We start from the raw sequence: 23,624 nt of genomic DNA on the forward strand, positions 1-23,624 counted from the left end.
GCCGGCCGTGTCGCCCCCGGGCTCGGGCAAGTAGCTTGGGGCCATGGTCAGCGAGAACGCCGACAGGCTGGCAGTGCTCATCGACGCCGACAATGCCCAGGCATCCATCGTCGAAGGACTGCTGGCCGAGGTCGCCAAGTACGGCACCGCTCACGTCAAGCGCGCCTACGGCGACTGGACCGGCACGAGCCTGCGGAGCTGGAAGGAGCACCTGCTCGCCCAGTCGATCCAGCCGATCCAGCAGTTCGCCTACACCACCGGCAAGAACGCCACGGACGCCGCGATGGTCATCGACGCGATGGACCTGCTGTACTCCGACCGCTTCGACGGATTCTGCATCGTCTCCAGCGACAGCGACTTCACGCGCCTCGCCGCGCGGATCCGCGAGTCCGGCCTGACCGTCTACGGGTTCGGTGAGCGCAAGACCCCCAAGCCGTTCGTGGCGGCATGCGACAAGTTCATCTACATCGAGAACCTCGCCTACGACCAGGTCTCGAGCACGCCCGCCGCCGCGACGCTCAAGCCGGCGCCCCAGACATCGGCCGCGAAGCTCAAGCAGGACGCCGCGCTCGTCAACCTTCTCCGCAACGCCGTGGAGGCGGCTTCCGACGAGGACGGGTGGGCCGCCCTGGCGTCCGTCGGCCACATCATCACCAAGCAGCGCCCCGAGTTCGACTCCCGCAACTACGGCTACGCCAAGCTCAACGAGCTGATCGCCGCAACGACGCTGTTCGAGCAGGACCGCCGCAGCCCCGGCGACGGAAAAGCCAGAATCATCTACGTCCGCGACAAACGCCACCAGGACAAGAAACCCGGCTCATAGCGCCCGCGCAGAATACGCCGATGCCGTTGGCGACGGCGCGTTCTCCGCCACCCGACGGGACGTTGCGGACGGTCACCGACGCCGCGCCGGGCAACCGCGTGACCAGGGTCGACGAGCCGCCGCCGTCCAGGTTCACGGCGTCGTCGAGCCCGGCCTCGTCCAGGAGGGACGCCAGTTCGGCGAGGGTCAGGCCGCCGCTTCGCTCCGACCGGCCGTCCACCACGACCAGGTACAGGTGCCGCCCGTCGCGGCTGACACCGGCGGCGGTGCGCGGCGCCGGGCCTCGCGGGCTCAGGCCGTCCAGCGGCTCGCCGTCCCGCAGGATCGGGAACCCGCCGACGGCGAACCGGAAACGGATCGGCCCGGTGAAGCGGTAGGAGACCCGCACCCGATCGCCGGGCCGAAGCCGGCGCAGCGCGTCCGCCCCCTTCTCCCGCCCGACCAGCACGGTCGTGCCTTCCGGGATGGCGCCCGCGCCCACCACATCGGACACGCCCGCCACCGCACCCTGCCGGACGGTCACCTCGGCGGTGTTCGTGCTGCACGGAGCGCCGCGCGCCTCGTCCGTCCCGCACACCGCCCGCCGCCGCGAAACCGCGCCCCACCGCGAATCGAACACACCGACGCTCCCGACCTGGAGCGCGTACTGGTTGAGCCCGCGCAGTGCAATGGACGTCTTCCCGGACCGGACGACCCCCGTCAGCCGCAGCCGCGCCACATGTCCGCGCCGGTCGCCTGCGACCCCGATGACACTCTCCCCGGAAGCACCCACCGGCAATGCCGGCCCGAACCGCTGCCCGTCCGGCACCGCGCCCTTCAGCGGACGTCCGTCCACGACCTCGGCCCCGGACGACGACCCGGTAGCGGCCACCCCGGGGTGCGTCTCGCTGACGTTGAAGAAGTCGCCGTTCACCCCGGCGACCGCGCGCTGCCCGTCCGCCATGTCGGAGACCGTCCGCCGTGCGGCGACCACCGGCGGACGCAGCAGGCCCACAGAGACCTTCGGATTGCGCAGGTCGGCGTCCAGCAGATCGCCCAGCACCCGGCCACCGCCCCCGGACGTCTCGAACGTCCGAAACCGCACCCCAGGCGCGATCCGCTCGGACGAGGTGAACCGTACGTCCCCGACCTCGGCCGACGCCGGTAAGGCCCGCGCATCCGGCCGCTCCCCGGAACCAGCCCCGTCCACCCCGGGCGGCGGCGCCTCGTCCGCCCAAGCCGGCGCACCGCCGACTCCGGCCACCAGGACGGCGACCACCAACCCCGCGCCCCACACCCCGACCACCCGCCACGCCCCTCCCCGCAGAACCGAACCCATGTTGATCATGGCTCGCGGAGGGTGAAGCGATGCCAGCCCACCCCCAACAGCGGGCGACGGTTCCGTAAACACGTGGATCAGTGGGTGTTCCGGACATGCCAGCCGCCCTGCCAGGAGGCGAGGCCGTTTCAAAGGGAAATCACGGGGCTGCGCCAGTAAGGGGTCGAGCCGGCTCAGCGCGACCGCAGCTCACCGTGGCGAATCAGGCGTCGGGGCTCGGAACTGACGGACGTACCCTTCCGTCTCCATGGGAGAGCACGGGATGACCGACCCAGTGCAGGCACAGTGGGGCTGGGCCGCGGCCACGGATTCGGGCGAGCCAGCGGCGCTGCTCCAGAGCGCTTAAGCCTCTACCAGCTTCACAAAGGCTTCCCGCTTGCCTGAAGGAGCGTTACGTAGCACGCGTCGAGCACGCAACAGGGCATCCACATCGGCGGTGGCGGCGGCGACTTCCGCAGCAACCGAGTCGATCTTCCCGAGCCCGGCATCAGCGAGCCAGCGCGACACCTGTGCCCAGGAGTACAGCTTGACGCGACTGCCGCGATGGATGACCGGAGCGGGAAAGCCTTTAGGCCCGCGTTCACCGGTCGTCCAGTGCCCGACCGCTGGGGCGGACCTGCTGGTCTTCTCGGCGATGTCGTCGATGGTGACCAGGTCCTCCATGACACCGGTCACCGACAGCCCACTGCGCTCGCTGTCGTCGATGGCCGACAGGATCGCCCCGATCGCGTTGCGCGCCTCGCGTGAGAACAGGACGGTGCCCCCCTGCTCGTCGCCGGAGAGTTGACCGTCAGCGCAACGCGAGTACAGCCGCTCTGCGGCTTCCTCAAGGTCGCTGACCGGGCCGACCTCAAGCTCGAACCAGTAGGTGCTCATCAGCCCTCCCCTTCCTGTCGTTCGGTCACCTTGGCGTTGTGCTGTCGCATCCGCCTCCGGATCTTCTGTGCCTCGTGTTCGTCAACGTCGGGAGTTCCGTTGATCGAGAACGGAGGAGTGCAGCAGCCAGGGCCGCCAGGGCAGGATGCTCTCGCATAGGCGTGAGCCCGCCCGCTCGTGTAGGTGACCTGCCACCCCGCGTCCTCTAACTCCTTGATGGCCGCCCGCGTGTGCTTTCCCGGCATGTAGTGATAGTACTACCCATGTAGAGCTAGATTAACACGCCCGTTCGATGGCGCCCAGCACAGTTACTTTCGCTGGACTGCGCGGCCCGGTGACCACAGGCATACGCGCCGGCCGCGGACGGCCGCTCTCCGGACCCGGCCCCGGCTCCGCGACCGCCGGCGCGCCCCCCGCCACCACCATCCCGGCGACGACCGTCCATGCCACCGCCAGTCCTGCTGGGCCCCACCGCATCCGCGCCGCTCCCCTCAGCGATCTCCAGCCCGCTGATAATGACGCGCTCCTGGTGAAGCCCCCCACCCGCCGGACGCCAACACTCGCGCAAGACCACGCAATGAGCCGCGGAGCGAAGAAGACGCCGCCCAAGCGATCTCCCCGAGGACTGGTCCGGTGCCCCGGCCTTTCGTCGTTGGCCACCCGCCCTGCGGACGACGGGGGAACCCACCGAGCTGGGGGAGCCGGTGGGACGTGCTCCGCAGGGCGGGGGCGGTCTATGAGCGCAGCGGCGTGCGCGGCCTCTCCACGTGACGCAGGCGCCCGACGATCGGGAGGCCCGCTTCCCGTGCAGCGTTGATCATGTGTCCGCGGTCGATCGCGATCCGCGCCCACACGGCTTTGCCCGCGCCCACCTCGAACCATCCGCAGCCGCCGGACGCGAACGCCTGGACGAGGACCAGACCACGCCCGGACGTGTCGAACGGGTGGGGCTGCTGGATCACGGGCCGGCCGGGGTGGTCGTCCCACACGCACAGTTCGACGCCCTGGTCGATACGGCTGACCCACACGCGGATGTTCCTGCCCTTGCAGAGCCGGGCCGCGTTGGACGCGAGCTCGGTCATGATCTGGCAGGCGTCCCCCTCGAAGGCGCCGAGCCCCCAGGACGCGAGGGCGCTGCGCGCGAGTTCGCGCGTGAGATAGACGGTTTCGGGATAAGCCCGGAAGGTCTCGCTGAGTATGTTTTGCTGATCTATGTCCACTTTGGAAATCCCGGACATCGGCTGGCCTTTCGCGGTTCCTGTTTCTGCCCACAGACTGGCGTCAGCCGGTTATGCTTGTCTTCTTTCGTTCATAAATATCAAGATTAAGGATCTTGAATGGCGAAGGCCGACCGACTCGACCCCGACAACAACCCATGGCACTGGCTGGCCGCTGACCTGCGGATATGGCGCCTCGAACGCAACCTGTCGCAGGCGCAGCTAGCTGAGATCCTGGGTGTTGATACTTCTACGGTTTCGAACTATGAATCGGGCACGTCGAAAATCCCTGAGCGTAAGGCCGATATTCTTGACCAGCTTTGGCGTACTCGCGGACACTTTGTCCGGATGCGCCGGTATGCGGAGTCGATGCATAACCCGGACTGGCGCCACCAGAACGTCGAGCATGAGGCAAGGGCGTCTGTGATCAGGGCCTACGAGAGTTCGCTGGTGCCTGGTCTCATTCAGACAGAGGGCTACGCACGGGCCGGGTTCGAATCCGCAGGCATCGGCAAGCCCGAAGCGGACGAACTATGGGAGCAGCGGTCGGCACGTCAGACGATCCTGGATCACCCCGACCCCCCGCAACTCTATGTGTTGCTTGATCAGGCAGTGATCACACGCCATGTCGGCGGGCGGGAAGTCATGCGCGAGCAGCTCGCCCGGCTCCTGGAGGTGGCCGATTGGCCGCACACCATGTTGCGCATCATCCCTTGGGAAGCTGGCGCGCATATGGGGCAAGACGGCGCGTTCAAGCTGATGACGGTCGAGAGGGGCAGTGTCGTCTACATCGAGGCTGCGATAGAGGGAAGATTGATCACTGATGCGGCAAAACTCGCCGATATGGGGCTACGGTGGGAGCGGATCGGGGCGCGGGCGCTGCCTGAGAGCCTGACCCGTAGGTTGATCGCCGATCAGATGGAGTCCAAGCGATGACCGAACCCGCCTGGCGGAAGGCGAGCCGCTCTAGTACCACGGGCGGTGACTGCGTTGAGGTCGCAAGCCTCAACATTGCGATCGCTGTGCGTGACAGTAAGGACCCCGGCGCTGGACACCTCACGCTCTCCGCAGAGAGCTTCGCTCAGATCATCAGCGCCGTGAAGCGGGGAGAGTTGCACCTTTAGCCCCGCAGTGGCAGAACGGCCCGCCGGCGGGGCCGTTTGCGCGAGAGCCGGGGGCGAGTCTCTCCGTACCGCCCGGCTCCCAGCATCGCCCGCACAGTTGCGGGCTCAGGTCATGTGGACCCCTGGCCTCTGGACCTGGCAGGGGGAAGCCGTCGTCTGGTGCGCAGTCTCGGCCGCACTCACGGGCGTGATGTTCACGGCCGTGAACAGGGCGATTGCGCCGGCCATTACAAGGAGATATCTCATCGTTGAGAGCCTTGTCTGCTATGGGGTGATTCGCCGGGTTCCCCCGGCTATCTGGTAGCGAAGCATACCGATCCCGACGAGTCTCGCATGCGACTTTGGCGACTCTCGTACCCAGCAGTCCGAATTGAGCCTGTCCGTGCGCGGACGTCGGCGAGGCCGAGTGCGTTGACTTGCGGCGTGTTGTTGCTATCGGCCTTGCCATAGCAACAACACGCCGCAAGTCAACGCGACCCGGCCGAGGTTCGTGGTCACCGCCCTAGGTGCCGGTGGCTTGGTCCAGGTCCTCTAGGCGGGCGCGCAGGGCGGAGGTGGGGAGGGCGATGGAGTCGAAGATCTCCAGGGCGTCCCGCCAGTGCACGCGGGCCTGGTCCCGGCCTTGGACGTGCAGGGACGCCGCTCCGAGGGCCTCCAGGGCCTTGGCTGCCTCGTAAGGGACGCCGATCAGGGCGGCCAGGTCGTGCGCCTGGCGGAGATGGTCGATGGCCGCCGTGTAACGGCCCGACGCGGTCAGGGTCTCGCCCAGATGGCGGAGGGCCAGGGTCTCCTCATAGCGCTCGCTGATCTCGCGAGAAATGGCCAGGGCGCGCTCGTGGTGAATCACGGCCTCGCTGTAGCGGCCGGTTTCGTGGAAGGTGGCGCCGATGCCGATGAGCGTTTCGATCTGGGTGCGTCGGTCCCCCAACTCCATTGATATGGCCAGGGCCTTGCGGTAGTTCTCCAGGGCGGGTTCGTGATGACCGGTAAGGCGGCTTATATTCGCCAGATTGATAAGGACGATCGCCTGGTGCTGGCGGCCCAGTTCCGCAGCGGCGGACGCGGTTTTCTCGTAATATTCGACCGCGGTTCCGACATTGCCCATGCGCAGGGCCAGGTCGCCCATGTTGTTGAGGGCCATCGTACGGGCGCGGGGATCGTCGATCTCGGCGAAGATGGCGAGGGCGCGCAGGCGCAGGCGTTCCGCCTCCTGGTACTCGCCCTTGTATTCGAGGAATATCGCCGTGTGGTCGAGGCTGCGGGCCTCGCCGCGCCGGTCGCTGAGCGAGCGGTGGATCTCCAATGCCTTCCGGCAGTGGGCCAGCGCGTCGGGGAGCCGGGAGCCGTGCCAGTGCACGAGGCCGATGTGGCCGAGCATTTCGGCCTCGCCGTGTCGGTCGCCCAGTGTCCGGAAGATCGTTAGGGCCTCTTCGGCGTCTTCCAAGGCGATGTCGTACTCGCCGCGGCGGAATCGGACGAGACTGCGGTCCGCGAGAGCGTGCGCGAGGTCCGGACGGCCGGCCGGGAGGGCGGTGATTGCGCGGGTGTGCAGGCGCTCCGCCTCGTCCCAGTGCCCGCGCGACTCCAGGTCCGCGGCCAGCAGACGGGCGAAGCCGGCGATGTGGCCAGGGTCTTCCGCGGTGGCGGCGGCGCGGAGGAGGCAGTCGTGCTCGGCGGCGAACCAACCGGACGGTTCGTCCGGGAGGGGCGGCAGGTCCGGTGGCGGATGGACGAGCCGCACGTCGGCGGCCTGGCGGTGCGGGGCCAGGTGCCGGGCCGCTCGGTCCGCCGCCGCCAGGTAGAAGTCCAGGATCCGGTGGACGGTCCGGCGGCGCGAATCCTCGGGGTCCAGGTCGCGGGCGAGGCGGCGGGCGTAGGCGTGGACGAGGTCGTGGAAGCGGTAGCGGCCGCCGACCGGCTCGGTGATCAGGTGCCGGTCGAGGAGTTCCTCCAGGATCCGCTCGGCCTCCCGGACGGGACGGGCCAGTGCCGCCGCCGCCGCGTGGGCGGTCAGATCGGGCCCGGGATGCAGGCCGAACGCGCGGAAGGCGTCCCGGAGGGCCCGCGGCAGTCCCCGGTAGGACAGCTCGAACACCGCCGTGATCTCGTGTCCCTCGACCCGCAGCTCGTCCAGCCGCCGGTCATCGGCGGTGAGCCGGGCGAGAAGGTCGCCGGCGTCCCAGGCGCGGCGGTGCCGCAGCCGGCTCGCCGCCATGCCCACCGCGAGCGGCAGCCGGCCGCAGTGCTCGACGATCGCGGCGACGTCGGCGGCGGCCCGCGCCCGTCCGGCCCCGGCGATGGTGGTGAACAGGGCGGCGGCCTCCCGGACGGGCAGCACGTCCAGCGACAGCGGCCACGAGTCGTGCAGCCCGGTCAGCCGCCGCCGGCTCGTGACGATCACCAGGCATCCGGCGGACGCGGGCAGCAGCGGCCCGACCTGGTCGCGGCCCGCGGCGTCGTCCAGCACGATGATCGCGCGGCTGCTCGCCAGCTGCGACCGCCACATCGCGGCCCGCTCGTCCAGCGCGCGCGGCACCCGGGCCGCCGGGACGCCGATCGTGCGGAGCAGCGTGTCGAGTGCCTCCGCGGGGTCAACCGGGTCCCGTCGGGCGTCGTGCGCGTGCAACTGGAGGAAGATCTGCCCGTCCGGGAAGTGTTCCTCGAGGCGGTGCGCGACGTGGACCGCGAGCGCGGTCTTGCCGACTCCGGGCATGCCGTCGATGGCGATGACGGTCACCGCGGCTCCCGGCTCGCGCGCGATGGGCGCCACGTCCAGGAGTTGCCGGACTTCCTCGTCGCGTCCGACGAACGCCCGCGAGTCGTGCGGGAGGTTGTGCGGGGGGCGGTCGACGCTGAACCGGGTACCGGGAACCCGCAGTAGCGCAGGATCGCCGCGCAGGATGCGCTGTTGCAGATCCCGCAGTCCAGGGCCTGGGTCGGTTCCCGACTCCTTGACGAAAAGGTTGTGGGTGCGGCGGTACGCCTCCAGTGCCGCGGCCTGCCGCCCGCAGCGGTAAAGGGCGAGCATGAGCCGTTCCACCGGTCGCTGGTCCTGCGGATGGCGCTCGACGAGGTCCGACAATTCGCGGACGAGGTCGGCATGGTTCCCCTTGGCCAGTTCCATGTCGATGCGCATGAACGCGGCGGCCAGCAGTTCCTGCTCCAGGTTGTGCCGGGTGCGCGTGGCCCAGCCGCCGATGAGGTCGGCGAGCGGCTCGCCCCGCCAGAGCGCGGCGGCCCGGCGGTGGTGGTCCAGCGCGTACTCGTCGTCGCCGCTCTCGGCGATCGCGCGAGCCTGGTCGCGCAGCAGGCGGAACCGGTGCAGGTCGATCGATTCGTCCGCGACGTCGATGAGATAGGCGCCCTGCCGGGACCGCAACGCGACGCCCGGTGCCCCGTCGAGCCGGCGGCGCAGCCGCGTCACGTAGGAGTAGAGGCTCTGCCGCGCCTTCGCCGGCGGTTCGTCGTCCCAGACCCGGCGGATGAGGGTCTCGGCGGGCACCGGCTGCCGCGGGTTGAGCAGCAGCACCGCGAGGACGCACCGTTCCTTGGTCGTTCCGAGGTCGCGCCGCTGGCCGCTGACCCACAGCTCAACGGGGCCTATGACGCGGAACTCCACCGACGCCCCTTTGTGGAAATCTCCTCCGGAACCCATTTTCGCACCGCCTGCATGGCGTGGCCAGAGTGGATCCACCGTTCACTTGGCCAACATGGGACGCCGCTACTCACACAGTCAGGATGATTGCAAGTTTTCGTCAAGTTTCCGGGCGGACACTCGATTCCGGAGGCGGGTCTTTTCGATCCGCGACGGAGGGACGGATGTTCGCATCCGAGGTCAAAGGGGGTTCGTTGACGGCAATGACCGGCTTCGAATGGCGTCGGGCCCTGAGCGGGTTCGACCCCGGCTGGTGGGGACGGCTGGGGGACCGGCGCACCGTGCTGGTTGTGGTGGGCTCGCCCGTACCGGGGCAGCCCGCACTGGACGTGGCGCGGCTCGCGGGAACCGACCCGCGGCTGCGCGTGCTCTTGGCGGCGGCCCCGGGGCCGTCCTCGGCCGCCGTGGAGGTGATGCTCAAGGACGCGGGCGCCGCACCGCTGCCCTGGTCCGAACTCGCGGACGGCGACGTCGGCCTGGTCGTCACCGCGCACCGGGTTCCGGCGCGCCCGCCGGGTGCGCCGCTCATCGCCCTGCCGGGAACGATCCCGGCGGAGGTCAAGCACCGGCCCGCGCCGGCCGTGTTCACCTACGCCCACCACCTGGACCGCCCTCCGGACGCCGAGGACGGCCACGTGGTCGGCGACTCCGACCACGACCGGCTGGTGGCGAGCCTGCCGCTGCGCGACTTCTACCGGCGGGCGCTGGGCGTCGGCGGGCGGCGCGGCCTCGTCGTGGTGGCCCTGCCCGCGGCCGGCGGCGCGGGTGCGTGCGTCCGCTGCGGGCCGCTGGACGTCGTGCGCCGCCTGCTCGCCGAACTGCCGTCCGACCGGTACCACGTCCTCGGTGTCCCCGAGCCGCGCGGTGACCGGTGCCCGGGCGGGCCGGGGCTCGCCGTCCACCTGCGGGCGGGGCTGAGCCTCATGCCGCCGGAGGCGGACTGGCGGGCCGCGCTCGTCGCCGCCGACTGGATCCTCGGCCCCCCGGGCCCCATCACGCGGTACGGGACGGTCACGGGGGTCCCGGTGCTCATGACCGGGCCGCCGCCGGGGGACGCGCTGCGGCTCCTCGCGGCCCGGCTCGCGGCGCACCGGCCCGTCCGCCCGCAGCTGACCGAGGCCGCGGCGCGGTGGCGGCCGGAGCGGGTCCGGCCCGTTCTCGGGCGGATCACGTCCGAGCCGGGACGGTTCGACCGCAACGTGCGCAGCCTGATGTACGGGCTGCTGCGGCTGCCGCAGCCCGCCACGATCCCCGTGGCGGACCCGGTCTCGCCGCCCTTCCGCATCGGCTGCCGGGACGGGGAGCTGCTCGGCCATGTCCCCCAGGGGAGGTCGAGATGAACGTCCCGGTGGACGCGTGGGTGCCGGGCCCGTTCGGGCTCGACGCACTCAGAGGCGCGACGGTGCCGGCGCGGCGGGCGGTCCTCGCCGTCGCGCACCATCTGACCGCGGCGACGCGGCTCGCCGACGTCATACCGCTGCTGGAGAGCGACCGGCGGATCGCGGTCGCGTACACGGCCGCGCCGGCGTCGGCCAACACCGGCGGGCTGGACGCGCATCTGCGGGGCCTGGGCGGGCTGGTGCTGCCCTGGCGGCAGGCGGTCAGCACCAGATGGGACCTGGTCGTGGCGGCGGGCCACGGGATGCTGGAGAAGTTGCACGGACCGGTCATGACCGTGTCGCACGGTGCCGGTCCGGGCAAGTTCCATCCGCGCAACGCCGGTTCGGGGCCGCCCGCCGCGCGTCCGGTCAGCGACCTGATCAGGGAACGGCTCGTTGTCGGCGGGCGGGTCGTGCCGTCGTCGATCGTCTTGCCGCACGACCGGCACCTGGAGATGCTCGAACAGGAGTGCCCCGAGGCGCGCCCGGTGGCGTTCGCCGCCGGCGACCCGTGCCTGGACCGGCTGGTGGCGAGCCTGCCGTACCGGAGGGAGTACCGCCGCGCGCTCGGCGTGGGGCCGGGCCGGCGGCTCGTGTTCGTCAGCTCCACGTGGCACGAGGACTCGCTGTTCGGCCGCGATCCCGACCTGCTGCTGCGCGTCGCGGCCGGCCTCCCACGCGACAGGTACCAGGTCGTCGCCGCGCTGCACCCGAACGTGTGGTCCTTCTACGGCAGGCGTCAGGTCCTGGCCTGGCACGCGGACTGCGTGCGGCTCGGTGTCAGGCTCTTCCCACCGGAGGAGGGGTGGCGCGCGGGTCTGGTCGCCGCCGACGTGCTGCTCGGTGACCACGGGTCGGTCACCTGCTACGGGGCGGCGATCGGGGTGCCGGTGCTGCTCGGCACCTTCCCGGAGGACGCCGTGGTGCCCGGGACCCATGTCGCCGGGCTCGGCGCGTTCGCGCCGCGCGTCGACTGGGCGCGGCCACTGGCCCCGCAGCTGGAGCAGGCGGCGCACGCCTTCTCGGGACGGGTCCACGCCGCGATGCGGGGCGCCATCACCTCCCGGCCGGGGGAGGCGGCCCGGCTCATCCGCGGGGAGATGTACCGGCTGCTGCGGCTGCCCGACCGGGACCGCCCGCCGGACGTCGAGCCCGTCCCGCTCCCGGGCCCCACCCTGCGGAGGGCGGCGTGATGGCCACGCTGGTCAGGGTGTGGGACGACCTGCCGGGACCGGTGCGCGTGCTGATCGGCGGGCGGGCGCTGGCGCTGCGTCACTCACCCGCCGGCGGTTCCGGGCCGCCGCCCTGCGACGAGCATCTCGTCGCCGGGCCGGCGGAGACCTCGCGGGCCTGGCTGGCGTGCGCGGACGTGATCGTCGGCCGGGCGGGGGACCCGGCCCGGCTCCTGGCGGCCCACCCGGGCTGCCTCGTCGCCGCGACCGCCGCCGGGCGGGGCTGCCTGGTCGCGGCGCGCGGACTGGACGTGCGGCTCGATCCGGTGCTCGGCGGGGCGTGCTCGCCCGCCGACGTGGCCGTGTACGCCTCAGCCCTGCACGCCTGGCTGGTGGCGGGCGCACGACCGGTGGGCGTGCTCACCCGGCTCACCCTCGTCCGCGGCAACGCCGCCGCGATGGTCAGGGTCAGGCATCGCCGGGCGGCGCCGCCGGGGGATCGGAGAGCCGTTCTCTGATGGCCGCCGCATGGGGAGAACCCAGCTCCGTATAGATGGCGAGCGCCTGCTCCAGATGCGGGCGCTCCGCCTCCGGGTCTCCCCGCCGCGCGGCCACCCGGGCCAGCTCGCGCAGCGCGTCGGCCTCGACGTGCGGCGCGTCGATCTCCCGTGCGACCTCGCGCGCTTCGCGGAGCGCGGCGGCGGCCTCGTCCAGGCGTCCGGCCCGCAACCGGGCCTCGCCGAGGCATGCGAGCGTCCGCGCGTGGTGGTACGGCTCGTCGTGCCGCGTGAACATCTCCAGGACGGCGGTCAGCGTGGCGTCCGCCTCGGCGTGTCGGCCGGCCACGCTGAGCGCCTCGCCGATGTGCCGGTCCATCAGCGCGATCCCGCGCGGACGCCCTTGGTCGACGTGCACGTCCCGCGCGCGGCCGAACAGGTCGACAGCGCGGGACGGCGCGTCGGTGGCGAGCGCCACGACGCCGAGTCCTTCGAGCGCCGTCCCCTCGCCGAGCCGGTGGCCGGCCTGCCGCTCCAAGGCGAGGGCGGTCTCGTAGTGGCCGGCCGCCGTGCCGAACTCCTGAAGGTTGAGGTGGGCGACGCCGAGTCCTTCGAGCATCCGCGCCTGGGCGCGCGGATCGCCGCAGGACGCGGCGGCGGCGCGCCCCAGCTCGTACATCCGGATCCATGACGCGTAGTGCTTGCGCTGCAGGAACAGCGGCCACATCGCTTCGGCGAGCTGCCAGGCGACGGCGTGCAGCCCGCCCTCGTGCGCCTCCCGCGCCACCGCCTCCAGGTTCTGCCGCTCCCGTTCGAGCCACTCCAGCGCCGCCGGACGGGACGCGAAGAGGCCGTCCGGCGGGTCCGCGTACCGCTCCCCGAGGTGCCACCGCCCCGGCATCAGGGTGCGGTCGGCGCCGACGGCGGTCGCCAGGTACCAGCCGGCGAGCCGCGCGAACGCGGTTGCGCGGTCGGCCGCGGGGGACGCGTCCCGCGCGTGCAGGCGGACCAGGTCGTGGAAGCCGTACCGGTCGCCGGGGCCTTCGAGCAGCAGGCTGGCGTCCACCAGGCCGTCCAGGAGTCCCGCGGCGTGCTCGGCGTCCGTCCCGATGAGGGCCGCCGCGGCGGCGACGCCGAGGTCGGGCCCCGGATGGACGCCCAGCAGCCGGTAGGCCGCCGCCCGCTCCGCGTCGAGCGCCTGGTAGGAGGTGTTGAAGACGGCGCCCACCGAGATGTCGCCCTCGCCGGTGCGCAGCGCGGCGAGGCGCCGCGCCTCGTCGTCGAGTTCCGCCACCGCGCGGGCGATCGGCCAGCGCCGCCGCGCCGCGAGCCGGGCGCCGGACGCGCAGACCGCCAGCGGCAGGGTGCCGCACAGCGCGACCAGCGAGCGGGCGTGGTCGCGCTCCGCGCCGATCCGTTCCGTCCCGATCAGGCGCTCCAGCAGTTCCAGCGCCCCCGGCTCGCCGAGCGGAGCGACGTCCAGGAACCGGGCGCCGTCCACCACGAGCCCGGTCAGGCGGTGGCGCGAGGTGACCACGACCAGCGACGCCCCGGCCCCGGGCAGCAGCGGGCGGACCTGCGCCGCCGACACGGCGTTGTCGAGCATGACGACCAGGCGGCGCCCCGTGGTCATGGACCTGAACAGCGCCGACTGCTCGTCGGCGGCGGCCGGGATGCTCTCCGGGGCCGCGCCGAGAGCCCGCAGGAAGCGCTCCAGCGGCTCGTCGGGCGGCAGCGGCTCGGTGCCGGAGAAGCCGCGCAGGTCGATGAAGAGCTGGCCCTCGTAACCGTCCTTGATGCCGTGCAGCCAACGCAGCGCCAGCGTGGTCTTGCCGACGCCGCCGGGGCCGGTGAGGACCACGAGCCCCGGCCGTTCCGCGAGTGCCGCCAGGTCCCGCAGCTCGCTGCGCCGGTTGGCGAACAGCCCGGGTGGCGGCAGCTGGGCGGGGGCGGGAAGGGGCGTCGCGCCGGACGCGGTGATGTGCACGCCGCCGGCGATGGACCCGGCCTGGACGCTGGACCCCGCTATCCTCCCCGTCAGTTCGTTGGTCCACCGGTCCCGTTCGTCGGGAGACTGCACGTTCTATCCATCCCATTGGCTCGCTGGCGCGTCGATCGCCCCGCTTTACGACTAACGTACCCGGACGTCCAATTTGTACGGGTAAGAGCGGGGCGGTATTTGCAATTTGGGTCAGGTCGCTTGCGCGAAACGGGTCAGAATGGCGATTGTCCGCACCCGTCCCGGCGTGATGAACTGTGACCGTGACAGATCCGATGACGGTCGCCGTCGCCACCGCGATGGCCGGGAAGGCCGTCGAAGTGGCCGGTGAGCCGGTCCGGGCCGCCGTCGCCGAGCTGTCCCGGCGGGTCCGCGAGCGATTCCGGGGGCGTCCCTCCGGCGAGGCGGCGCTGGTGCGGGCCACCGCCGACCCGACGCCCGAGAGTGTCGAGGCCCTCGTCTCGGCCATCGAGCACCTCATGGCCGACGACCCCCGGTTCGGGGCGGAGGCGCGCCACCTCTGGAACCAGGCGCAGACCAACGCCGCCGCATCGGGTGACGGCGTGGTCAACGTCCTCAACGGGCGGGCCGAGAAGGTGATTCAGCTCAGGGACGTCCAAGGCGACCTGAACATCAGCTGATCGCCGCCCGGTCAGGCGTCGGCGGGGAGGTCGTCGCGCTCCTCGTCGGACGGGCGGGGCGCCTCGGGGCCGTCGCGGCCGAGGCGGAGCATGCGGGAGACGCGGACGGTGCGGAACTCGCGCCCGCGGACGCTGAACGAGTGGCCGGGCGTGGCCCGGATGCCCGCGGCCATCGCCTCCCACTCGGCGAGTTCCGCGGCGGACGGCGGGTCGCCCTCGAACTCGCGGAGCCGGGGGAGCAGGCCGGTGAAATGCCGGGCGAGCCGGTCGCGGGCGTCGTCGGGGTCGTCGCCGCCGGTGAGCGGCGCCCACGAGTCGCCGTCCAGCTCCACCGAGACGAACGTCGGCGGGAGCAGCACCACCGCGGGATGCGCCTGGATCGCGTGCCGCGCCTCCGCCCGGACGGCGTCGGGAACGCTCCCGGGCTTCGGCATGAACCCGACGAGGTTGAGCCGCAGCTGCGCCTCCCACTGGCCGCACGGCGCCGCCGGGTCGATCGGGTGGTCGCGCAGCAGGCCGTCGCCCGCGAGGTCGGCGTCGGTGGACCGCGGCGGCTCCAGCACCCGGTCGCCGAACTGGATGAACTTCTCCACCCGGACGATCCGGTACCGGCGGTCGCCGATCTCCCACTCGTCCTTCGCGAGCTGCTCGCCGTCCTCCGGGTCGAGCCGGTCGGCCGTCGCGAGCATTGCCTTGGCCGTCGTGAGGTCGGGCTCGCCGGGGGCGGCCGTCCGCAGGTCGATGGCGAGGCTGTACCGGGCCGAGGACGGGTCGTCGCAGCCGAGCGCGCCGATGCGCCATGCGCTTCCGCGCTGCACAGCATGGCCGAAATCGGGGGAGCCGAATGAAAAAATCCTCGGATAGCGCCGGATTCGCTCGCCGAGTTCCCGGTCGCGCACCGCCGCGACCGGATCGAGGCGGGCGACCACGTTGATGTGGTCGTACCCGCGCATCAACGCGAAGGTCATGCCCGCATCCTGGCCGGACGCCCGGTTCCCGCGCACGGCTTTTCCCGCATTCCCATGCCGGAATTGTCTGTCTTGTCCGTGATTACGGGCAATATTCAGGCGGACTTTCGGACGACGCAGGCGACCGCGGCGACGCCACGCGTGCACAGGCGCGGCAGATCGCCGACAGTGGCAGGCGCCCCCCGGGTCAGCCGAGGTCGATGACGACCTTCACGTCGTCCGGATGCGGGGTGAACGCCTCCTCGTAGCGCTCCAGCGGGACGCGCCGGGAGATGAGGCGGCCGAGCCAGTCCAGGTCGGCCTTCGCGAGCGCCTGAGCGGCGGCCGCGTAGTGGCCGAGGTTCGCGTTGACCGACCCGACGATCGCGTCGTTCTCCAGCACGATGTCGCGGTTGAGCGCGCCCGCGTCGACCTTCAGCGGACGCCCGGTCGGCGACACCCCGGTCAGGCACACGACCCCGTACGCGGCGTTGTTCGCGATCGCGCCGAACACCAGCCCGGCCACGCCCGTCGCCTCGATCACCACGTCCGGCTCGCACCGCCGGACGGCCTCGTCCAGGCCGTCGTGGTGGTAGGTGCCGCCGAGGTCGGCGACCAGCCGCGGCTTGGGGCCGTCCGGCACCCGGTCGAGGACGTGCACGTCCAGGCCGCGCTGCGCGCCCAGCAGCGCGGCGAGCAGCCCGATCGGCCCCGCGCCCGTCACCAGCACCCGGCGCGGCTCGAACCACGCCCGCCCGCCGATCTTCTCGATCTGGTCCCACGCCTTGGTGACGACGCTGGTCGGCTCCATCAGCACGCCGACCTCGGCCAGCCGCGGGTCCAGCTTCACCGCGTAGCCGGCCTCGACCCGCCACGCCCGGCTCGCGTACCCGTCGATCTCCTTGATGCCGCGCTCGGTGTACCTCCCGTTGCGGCACATGTCGAACTCGCCGTGCGCGCACGCCCCGCACGGCACCGGATCCGGCCGCCGGACGACGCCGACGACCAGGTCGCCGGAGGAGAAGCCGCTGCCGGCCGGCGCCTCCCGGACCCGGCCGAGCGACTCGTGCCCGATGACCAGCCGCTCGCGTCCGGGCGGCGCCCACCCGTAATCGCCGGCGGCGATCTCCCTGTCGGTGCCGCACACCCCCACGGCGATCCCGTCGACCAGCAGGTCGTTCTCCCCGCGCTCCGGGTCGGGGACGTCGGTGACGGCCAGCGAGCCGCCCTTCCGCGGCAGGACGGTCAAGGCGCGCATGCGATCTCTCCTTCGGCTTCCGGCGTCGAGGCGTTCAGGACCGGCGGTGGGCGGGCCGGGTGCCGCTCAGGTGCCGTGCGGTGTTGACGAGCCCGACGTGCGAGTACGCCTGCGGCGTGTTCCCGATCTGCCGCCCGGCGGTCGTGTCGTACTCCTCGCTGAGCAGGCCCAGGTCGTTGCGCAGGCCGAGCAGCCGCTCGAACAGCTCCGTCGCCTGCTTGGTGCGGCCGATGCCGTGCAGCGCGTCCGCGAGCCAGAACGTGCAGGCCAGGAACGAGCCCTCACCGCCCGGCAGGCCGTCCACGCCGCCGTCCGCGCCCGTGTCGTAGCGGAGCATGAACCCGTCCCGGTACAGCTCGCGCTGCACCTCGTCGACCGTGCCGACCACCCGCGGGTCGTTCCACGGCAGGAACCCGACCTGCGGGATGAGCAGCAGCGCCGCGTCCAGTCCCCGCGATCCGTAGAACTGGGTGAACGTGCCGCGGTCCGCGTCGAACCCGTTGGCGCACACGTCGTCGTGGATCTGCCGCCGCAGCGCCTTCCACTTGCCGACCGGCCCCTCCAGGCCGTACCGTTCGACGCCCTGGACGACGCGGTCGACGCCGGTCCACGCGAGCACCTTCGAGTGGACGAAGTGGCGGCGTTCCCCGCGCACCTCCCACAGGCTGTTGTCGGGGTCGCTCCAGTGCCCTTCGAGGAAGTCCATCAGCGCGAGCTGCAGGTCCCAGGCGTTCTCGTCCGCGTCGATGCCGGCGGTCCGCGCCAGGTACAGGCCGTCCAGGACCTCGCCCCACGTGTCCAGCTGGAACTGGTCGGACGCCGCGTTCCCGACCCGCACCGGCGACGACCCCTCGTACCCGGGGAGCCAGTCCAGCGTGAGCTCGGGAAGCCGCCGGGTGCCGTCGATGCCGTACATGATCTGCAGGTCGGCGGGGTCGCCGGCGACCGCGCGCAGCAGCCACTCCCGCCACTCCTTCGCCTCCGCGGCGAACCCGGTGCCGAGCAGCGCCTGCAGCGTGAACGTCGCGTCCCGCAGCCAGCAGAACCGGTAGTCCCAGTTGCGCGGGCCGCCGAGCTGCTCCGGCAGGGAGGTGGTCGCCGCGGCGACGATGCCGCCGGTCGGCGCGTAGGTGAGCGCCTTCAGCGTGATCAGCGACCGGCGGACGGCCTCGTCCCAGCGCCCCTCGTAGTGGTAGCGCTCCATCCAGTCCGACCAGAACGCCTCGGTGTCGGTGAGCGCCCGCTCGGGCTCCACCGCCTTCGGGCGCGGCTCGTGGGACGGCCGGTAGGTCAGCACGAACGGCACCCGGTCGCCCGCCGACACGGCGAAGTCCCCGTACGTGGCGAGATCGTGCCCCGCCAGCTCGACGGGCGTCTTCAGCCACGCCGCGTCCGGGCCCGCGATCGCGTTGCGCTCGCCCTCGCGGTGCCGCACCCACGGCACGATCCGGCCGTAGTCGAACCGCAGCCGCAGCTCCGTGTGCATCGGGACCCGTCCGCTGACGCCCTCCACGATGCGGACGACGTCGGCGGCCTCACCGCGCGGCGGCATGAAGTCGATGACCCGGACGGTGCCGTCCGGGGTGTCCCACTCGGTCTCCAGGATCAGCGTGTCGCCGCGGTACCGGCGCCGGGTGGCGAGGCCGCCGGACGCGGGCGCGATCCGCCAGAACCCCGCGCTCTCGTCGCCGAGCAGCGCGGCGAAGCAGGCGGGGGAGTCGAACCGGGGCAGGCACAGCCAGTCCACCGACCCGTCCCTGCCGACCAGTGCCGCCGTCTGCGTGTCCCCCAGCAGTCCGTAGTCCTCGATCCTCAGTGCCAAAACGCGCACCCCCGCACTCGGTTCTCCGCCGTATTCCGATCTACCCGTGATAGTGGATGTATGTCCTGCCCGTCCGAGTTTCCGGGGAATGGCCCCGGAAATGGGCCGGCACGGCGACCTGGGAGCTGCCGCCGTGCCGGGTGTTGCCGAATATCCGTGATCAGGGTGCGCTGCAGGTGATGGACGGGTTGGACACATCGCCGCCCGGCGCGTTCGCGGTGAAGCCGAACGACGCGGAGCTGCCCGGCGCGAGGCTGGAGTTCCAGCCGACCGGCTTGACCGTGACGACGTTGCCGCTGGTGCTGGGGCTGCCGTTCCACATGGCGGCGATCGACTGCCCGGAGTTCATGGTCATGACGACCGTCCAGGAGCTGACCGCGCTGCTGCCTGCGGTGACGGTGACCTGGCCGTTGAAGCCGTTGTTCCACTGCGCGGTGCGGGTGTAGGCACACGTGACGGTGCCGTCGCCGCCGCCGTCATCGCCTCCGCCGTCGTCCCCGCCGCCGTCGGAGGTGCCGCCGAGGGCTTCGAGGGCCGCGTCGTACGCCGGCTTCTTGCCGTAGTTGTCGTCGAAGAGCAGCGCGGCGCCCTCACCGGGGAACGTGTCGGGAACCCACGAGTACTTGTCGGTGATGCCCCACACGGTGATGACGGTGCAGCGCGACACGGCGAGGCAGGCGGACACGACCTTCTTGTAGTCGTTCGCCTGGGTGGCGAGCTTCGAGCTGTCCGCCGGGGTGTTCATGCGGATGTCGAGTTCGGTGATGTGGACGTCCACGCCCAGCGCCGCGAACCGCTGCATGTTGGCCTGCATGTCGGACGGGACGTTGCCCAGGGTCAGGTGCGCCTGGAGCCCGACGCAGTCGATCGGGACGCCGCGCGCCTTGAAGTCCTGCACCATGTTGTAGACGGCATTGCTCTTCGCGTTCTGGCCGTCGATGTTGTAGTCGTTGTAGCAGAGCTTGGCGTTGGGGTCGGCCTGGCGGGCCGCCCGGAACGCCTCCTCGATGTAGCTGTCGCCGATGACCCGCTGGAACACCGAGTCGCGGCGGGCGCCGGAACCGTCCTGGAACGCCTCGTTCACGACGTCCCAGTAGTTGATCTTCCCGGCGAAGTGCCCGGCCTCCTTCGCGATGTGGTTCCGCATGACGCTGAGCAGGTCGTCCCGCGAGGAGATGCTGCTGACCCAGTCCGGCAGCTGGCTGTGCCACACCAGCGTGTGCCCGCGGATCGCCATTCCCTGCCCCTGCGCGTGGCTGACGAGCTGGTCGGCGGCGCTGAAGTTGAACGAGTTGCGCGACGGCTCGGTGGTGTCCCACTTCATCTCGTTCTCGGGTGTGAGCTGGTTGAACTCACGGTCGAGCGTGTTCACGTACGCCGACTCGCCCATATGGCCCTGGGCGGCGGCGGTTCCGAAGACGCGGCCCTTGGCGGCGGCCGCCTCTCCGAGCGTGCCGGGGGCCGCCGACGCGGGGAGCGCGACGGCCACCAGCATCGCGAGGAGCAGTGACACTGCTCCCAGCACTGCGGTGAGTGCTCTTCTCATGGTTTCGTTCCTCCTAGGAGAGTGGGGGTCGAGCGAAACCCGGCCCGCCGGCTTTCCGCGGGCCCGAGATAAGAGGTCCTGAGTCCTCCGGTGTCGACCACGATCTTCTGCAGAACGACCGTGGGGTCGACCATCCAGAACTTCAGGGTGTGCGTCCCCGATTCGGTGATGCTGTGGGTGGTGACGGTGCGGTTCACGTTGTCGGACGTGTTCCGTTCCCACTGCTTGTTCATGGTCGTGTCGTTGGCGCCGGTCTGCGTCGTGATGTTCACGACCTGTGGTTGTTCGTCGTCGATCGAGACGGCGTATTTCAGGCCCTCGGCCGAAAGGACGCTGTTCCGCGGCGACAGGTAGGCCCAGACCTTCACCGGGCCGGTCGTGGTCAGCGTCATGTCGTATTCGAGGCGCGGGCCCTTCCCGGGTTCCTGACTGGACGCAGTGACCGGGAACGGCTCCATTCCGGCGCCGGTGCGGCCGATTCCGGCGACGCGCTTCCACTGCGCCGCTCCCGTGTCGGTCGCGCGGCTGTAATGGTCGGCGTCCATGGAGACGTAGCCGCCCGCCTCGACGAAACCGTGCGCCGGGTACGACGCCGGCTTCTTGACGACGGCCTGGACGGTCACGGTGCGTCCGTCCGGCCCGGAGACCTCGATGGGCACGCGGCTGGTCCCCTTCGGCGCGCGCGACCAGTCGACCCGCACCGTCGCCCGGACCTGCTTGTCGACGCGTCCCCGGTCATGGGTGACGTGCACCCAGGGCTCGGCCGGGGTGATCCGGTACTGGAACGGGTCTGACCCTCGGTTGAACACCTCGATGTACTGCGCGGGGCCGCTCTGGTAGGGGCTGAACTCCGGGAGGACGGCCTCGGACTTCGCGTTCGGCCACCATTCGTCGGAGCCGTCGACGGCCACGCCCATGTCGGCGCCGTCCGGGACATCGATCCGCTGGAGCTTCGGGAAGATCTCGTCCGGCAGGGCCACGTTGTCGCGTTCGGGCTGCTGCCAGGGCGCGTTCGGGCCGTACCGCTCGACGTCGCCGTAGCCGATGTGCGGCTGGCTCTGGAAGCCGTCCCATTTCCCGCCGGCGAGCCCGGTGTTGTAGTGGTCCGACATCGCCTGATCGTCGGCGAAACGGGCCTCGGCGAGGTCGGCGTACTCGTTGGTGGCAGCCCGTCCCTGCTTCGCGTAGCGGATGTTGGTGAACTCGGCGTCCCGGAGTTCGTACAGGTTCGCGGTCGCCTTCACCTGGTAGTAGACGAGCTGGTAGTAGGCGTCCTGGTATGCGTCGGGCAGCCGGTCGCGTATCCGTTCCGCCTGCGCCGCCAGCCGCTTCCACCGCGCGGTCACCGTGGCCGATTCCCTGTACTGGTTCAGGTGGAACGGCGTCTGCTGGTCGTCGTAGACGACCGCGCTGGAGTCGGTCGAAAGGTCCTTGCCCGGGTCGACGGTGATGCGGCGGTTCAGCAGTTCCGGCTTGCGCAGCGCTTGGAGGTTCCCGTACGTGTCGAGGACGTCGGCGATCTCGTCCGCGTGCTCGGTCCCGAAGTTCTGCGCCGCGTACTGCCGCTCCCATTCCTTGAGGTTCTCCAGCGGCCACTTGTCGGGGTTCCACGCGTAGTCGAGGAAGAACTGGAGAGGCAGCTCGTCGTTCTTCATGTCGCCGACGTTCGCCACCCACAGGTTGCGGATGCCGTACTGGTACGACTGGTGCAGCTGCTCCCACGTGTTGCCGAGCTGCGCGGTGTCGACCCACTTGTAGTTGCGGCCGCCGCCGACGTAGTCGAAGTGGTAGTAGAGCCCGTACCCGCCCGCCCGGTCCGGCAGGCTCCGGTCGGGCATCTTGCGCATGTTGCCCCAGTTGTCGTCGGTGAAGACGACCGTGGCGTCGTCGGGCACGCGCAGGCCCCGGTCCCAGTACCGCTGGACCTCCTTGTAGAGCGTCCACACCTGCGGGGTGGCGGACGGGTCCTTGCCGGTGACCTCGCCGAGGATCTCGCGCTCCTTGGCGATGATGCTGCGCATCAGCTCGATGCCGTCCCCGTCGGGGAGGCCGACGTCGCCGTTCCCGCGCATGCCGAGCGTGACGACGCCTTCGAAGTCCTCGTCGGCCATCCGCTGGACGCCGTCTTTCCAGTATTTCTCGATGGCGGCGGCGTTCCGGCGGTAGCTCCATTCGCCCGTGCCCCCGTACGGGTCGTGGCCGGGCTTGACGATGTTGCCGTCCGCGTCCCGCTGGGCCGGGACGGCGTGCCGGTTCCATTCCTCGATGCCGCGCATCATCGGCGCCTCATGCGACGTCCCCATGACCACGCCGTACTTCTTCGCAGTTGCGTGGTTCAGCGGATCGTCCTCGGCGAACGCCCGCCCCCAGACCGCCGGCCACAGGTAGTTGGCCTTCAGCCGGAGCATCGTCTCGAAGATCTTGGCGTAGAACTCGTGGTTGAAGCCGTTCGGATAGCCGGGCGCCTTCCCGTTCCCGAAGAACTTCGGGGCCCACCGGTTCAGCGCCGGGTTCTCGTCGTTGATGAAGAAGCCCCGGTATTTCACCGCCGGCGTGCCCTGGGTGTGCCGCCCCGGCCTCACGTACAACGCCCGCCGGTGCGCGGACGGGACGTCGTCCCAGAAGTACCAGGGTGAGACGCCGATGCTCTTCGAGACGTCGTACGCGCCGTAGATCGTCCCGCGCTGGTCGCTGCCGGCGATCACGAAGGCGCGGCGGACACCCGGCATCGGGTGCTCCACCACCTGTTCGAGCGTCGTCTCCCATTGGCCCGCGATGCCCTTCACGTCGAGCTTCCCGGACGAGACGAGACGGTTGATGAGCGGGCTCCTGCCGATGGTGCCGACGATGACGACGTCCCGCCCGGACGGCGACTCGTCCTGCGTGACCTCGGGCTTCACGCCCGTCACGCGCTCGACGTCGGACTGCAGGTCGCCGACGACGCGCACGACGCCGGGGAAGTCGGCGCCGCTGACCACCAGTGGCGCGGCCCTGCCGTTCTCGACGAGCGGGAAGTACCCGCGCCCGTCGCGGAACGAGATGTAGGACGCCGGGTCGGCGTGGCGGGGTTCTCCATGGCCGGACGCCCCGGCGGCCGGTGCCGCGCCGGCGGGGACGGCGGTGAAGACGACGACGGTCGGGACCAGGGTCAGGAGGACTTTCCACGTCCGCGGGGATCTGCCCATCGGCGGTCTCCTCAGTGGGGAGCGGCCTCGAAACTTTTCGATACATTTTCGAGAGTAGACAGGAAAATAACCCCAAGTGCCCCTACCGTCAACCACTTCCACACGCTTTCAAAGGTCAGCCTGTACAGAGGGCGTGCGGCCACCATGATCGTTCGTTCGAAATCT

General features: G+C 71.1%; 17 protein-coding genes. 7 read left to right on the top strand and 10 right to left on the bottom strand.

Annotation, left to right across the window (positions count from 1 at the left end; genetic code table 11):
* The first annotated feature begins 43 nt into the window (after positions 1 to 43).
* A complete protein-coding gene (locus AL2_RS18915; RefSeq protein ID WP_067635200.1) occupies positions 44 to 823 on the top strand; it encodes an NYN domain-containing protein in 780 nt (259 codons plus the stop codon).
* On the opposite strand, the gene AL2_RS18920 is transcribed toward AL2_RS18915, so the two are convergent.
* The 3 genes from AL2_RS18920 to AL2_RS18930 form a co-directional block, all read right to left on the bottom strand.
* Complete coding sequence (locus tag AL2_RS18920) at positions 774 to 2,141, bottom strand: phosphodiester glycosidase family protein (protein ID WP_083946688.1); 1,368 nt, start codon at positions 2,139 to 2,141, stop codon at positions 774 to 776. The genes AL2_RS18915 and AL2_RS18920 overlap by 50 nt on opposite strands.
* A 342-nt stretch (positions 2,142 to 2,483) precedes the next feature.
* Positions 2,484 to 3,017, bottom strand: coding sequence for a hypothetical protein (locus AL2_RS18925; RefSeq protein WP_067635202.1), 534 nt, complete (start codon positions 3,015 to 3,017; stop codon positions 2,484 to 2,486).
* 734 nt (positions 3,018 to 3,751) lie between these two features.
* Positions 3,752 to 4,255 carry an ATP-binding protein gene (locus tag AL2_RS18930; protein WP_067635203.1) on the bottom strand — a complete coding sequence of 168 codons (504 nt, stop codon included), beginning with the start codon at positions 4,253 to 4,255 and terminating at the stop codon, positions 3,752 to 3,754.
* A 99-nt stretch (positions 4,256 to 4,354) separates the two neighbouring features.
* Here AL2_RS18930 and AL2_RS18935 point away from each other — a divergent pair, with 99 nt between their 5' ends.
* The gene (locus tag AL2_RS18935) at positions 4,355 to 5,170 is read left to right on the top strand and encodes a helix-turn-helix domain-containing protein (RefSeq protein ID WP_067635204.1); all 816 of its coding nucleotides are present in this window, start codon (positions 4,355 to 4,357) and stop codon (positions 5,168 to 5,170) included.
* Complete coding sequence (locus AL2_RS18940; RefSeq protein WP_067635205.1) at positions 5,167 to 5,358, top strand: DUF397 domain-containing protein; 192 nt, start codon at positions 5,167 to 5,169, stop codon at positions 5,356 to 5,358. The genes AL2_RS18935 and AL2_RS18940 overlap by 4 nt, the downstream gene beginning before the upstream one ends.
* Positions 5,359 to 5,860: 502 nt before the next feature.
* Here the strand turns inward: AL2_RS18940 and AL2_RS18945 are convergent.
* Positions 5,861 to 8,977, bottom strand: a complete 3,117-nt coding sequence (locus AL2_RS18945) for an AfsR/SARP family transcriptional regulator (RefSeq protein ID WP_067635206.1) — start codon at positions 8,975 to 8,977, stop codon at positions 5,861 to 5,863.
* Positions 8,978 to 9,216: 239 nt separating this feature from the next.
* Between AL2_RS18945 and AL2_RS18950 the strand changes: the two genes are divergently transcribed.
* The 3 genes from AL2_RS18950 to AL2_RS18960 are packed head-to-tail and all read left to right on the top strand — an operon-like array spanning position 9,217 to position 12,082.
* Positions 9,217 to 10,353: a hypothetical protein gene (locus AL2_RS18950; protein WP_067635207.1), complete on the top strand. Its 1,137-nt coding sequence runs from the start codon at positions 9,217 to 9,219 to the stop codon at positions 10,351 to 10,353.
* Entirely contained in the window at positions 10,350 to 11,585 is a 1,236-nt protein-coding gene (locus AL2_RS18955; protein ID WP_067635208.1) for a hypothetical protein, read from the top strand. Before AL2_RS18950 ends, AL2_RS18955 begins: the two co-directional genes overlap by 4 nt.
* Positions 11,585 to 12,082 carry a hypothetical protein gene (locus AL2_RS18960; protein ID WP_067635209.1) on the top strand — a complete coding sequence of 166 codons (498 nt, stop codon included), beginning with the start codon at positions 11,585 to 11,587 and terminating at the stop codon, positions 12,080 to 12,082. The genes AL2_RS18955 and AL2_RS18960 overlap by 1 nt, the downstream gene beginning before the upstream one ends.
* Here the strand turns inward: AL2_RS18960 and AL2_RS18965 are convergent.
* On the bottom strand, positions 12,033 to 14,141 hold the full coding sequence (locus AL2_RS18965) for an ATP-binding protein (protein ID WP_067635210.1): 2,109 nt from the start codon (positions 14,139 to 14,141) through the stop codon (positions 12,033 to 12,035). The genes AL2_RS18960 and AL2_RS18965 overlap by 50 nt on opposite strands.
* A 182-nt stretch (positions 14,142 to 14,323) precedes the next feature.
* On the opposite strand from AL2_RS18965, the gene AL2_RS18970 reads away from it, so the two are divergent.
* Entirely contained in the window at positions 14,324 to 14,701 is a 378-nt protein-coding gene (locus AL2_RS18970; protein WP_157438231.1) for a hypothetical protein, read from the top strand.
* 11 nt (positions 14,702 to 14,712) lie between these two features.
* Here AL2_RS18970 and AL2_RS18975 read toward each other — a convergent pair whose 3' ends face one another.
* The 5 genes from AL2_RS18975 to AL2_RS18995 form a co-directional block, all read right to left on the bottom strand.
* On the bottom strand, positions 14,713 to 15,669 hold the full coding sequence (locus AL2_RS18975; RefSeq protein ID WP_157438232.1) for a DUF5954 family protein: 957 nt from the start codon (positions 15,667 to 15,669) through the stop codon (positions 14,713 to 14,715).
* A 187-nt stretch (positions 15,670 to 15,856) separates the two neighbouring features.
* Positions 15,857 to 16,906 (bottom strand): glucose 1-dehydrogenase, encoded by a 1,050-nt coding sequence (locus tag AL2_RS18980; RefSeq protein WP_067635213.1) that lies wholly within the window; start codon positions 16,904 to 16,906, stop codon positions 15,857 to 15,859.
* Between the two features lie 34 nt (positions 16,907 to 16,940).
* Positions 16,941 to 18,722, bottom strand: coding sequence for a glycoside hydrolase family 15 protein (locus AL2_RS18985; RefSeq protein ID WP_376741300.1), 1,782 nt, complete (start codon positions 18,720 to 18,722; stop codon positions 16,941 to 16,943).
* A gap of 166 nt (positions 18,723 to 18,888) precedes the next feature.
* On the bottom strand, positions 18,889 to 20,274 hold the full coding sequence (locus AL2_RS18990) for a glycoside hydrolase family 10 protein (protein WP_067635215.1): 1,386 nt from the start codon (positions 20,272 to 20,274) through the stop codon (positions 18,889 to 18,891).
* On the bottom strand, positions 20,271 to 23,459 hold the full coding sequence (locus AL2_RS18995) for a glycosyl hydrolase 115 family protein (RefSeq protein WP_067635216.1): 3,189 nt from the start codon (positions 23,457 to 23,459) through the stop codon (positions 20,271 to 20,273). The genes AL2_RS18990 and AL2_RS18995 overlap by 4 nt, the downstream gene beginning before the upstream one ends.
* Positions 23,460 to 23,624: the final 165 nt, after the last annotated feature.

Source organism: Actinomadura latina NBRC 106108 (genome assembly GCF_001552195.1).
Lineage (GTDB): Bacteria > Actinomycetota > Actinomycetes > Streptosporangiales > Streptosporangiaceae > Spirillospora > Spirillospora latina.

Excerpts from the sequence above, each read along its gene's own strand:
- AL2_RS18935 (WP_067635204.1), top strand. The coding sequence starts at position 4,355 with ATGGCGAAGGCCGACCGACTCGACCCCGACAACAACCCATGGCACTGG.
- AL2_RS18930 (WP_067635203.1), bottom strand. The coding sequence starts at position 4,255 with ATGTCCGGGATTTCCAAAGTGGACATAGATCAGCAAAACATACTCAGC.
- AL2_RS18960 (WP_067635209.1), top strand. The coding sequence starts at position 11,585 with ATGGCCACGCTGGTCAGGGTGTGGGACGACCTGCCGGGACCGGTGCGC.
- AL2_RS18990 (WP_067635215.1), bottom strand. The coding sequence starts at position 20,274 with ATGAGAAGAGCACTCACCGCAGTGCTGGGAGCAGTGTCACTGCTCCTC.
- AL2_RS18920 (WP_083946688.1), bottom strand. The coding sequence starts at position 2,141 with ATGGGTTCGGTTCTGCGGGGAGGGGCGTGGCGGGTGGTCGGGGTGTGG.
- AL2_RS18925 (WP_067635202.1), bottom strand. The coding sequence starts at position 3,017 with ATGAGCACCTACTGGTTCGAGCTTGAGGTCGGCCCGGTCAGCGACCTT.
- AL2_RS18940 (WP_067635205.1), top strand. The coding sequence starts at position 5,167 with ATGACCGAACCCGCCTGGCGGAAGGCGAGCCGCTCTAGTACCACGGGC.
- AL2_RS18915 (WP_067635200.1), top strand. The coding sequence starts at position 44 with ATGGTCAGCGAGAACGCCGACAGGCTGGCAGTGCTCATCGACGCCGAC.
- AL2_RS18980 (WP_067635213.1), bottom strand. The coding sequence starts at position 16,906 with ATGCGCGCCTTGACCGTCCTGCCGCGGAAGGGCGGCTCGCTGGCCGTC.
- AL2_RS18975 (WP_157438232.1), bottom strand. The coding sequence starts at position 15,669 with ATGACCTTCGCGTTGATGCGCGGGTACGACCACATCAACGTGGTCGCC.
- AL2_RS18950 (WP_067635207.1), top strand. The coding sequence starts at position 9,217 with ATGACCGGCTTCGAATGGCGTCGGGCCCTGAGCGGGTTCGACCCCGGC.
- AL2_RS18955 (WP_067635208.1), top strand. The coding sequence starts at position 10,350 with ATGAACGTCCCGGTGGACGCGTGGGTGCCGGGCCCGTTCGGGCTCGAC.
- AL2_RS18995 (WP_067635216.1), bottom strand. The coding sequence starts at position 23,459 with ATGGGCAGATCCCCGCGGACGTGGAAAGTCCTCCTGACCCTGGTCCCG.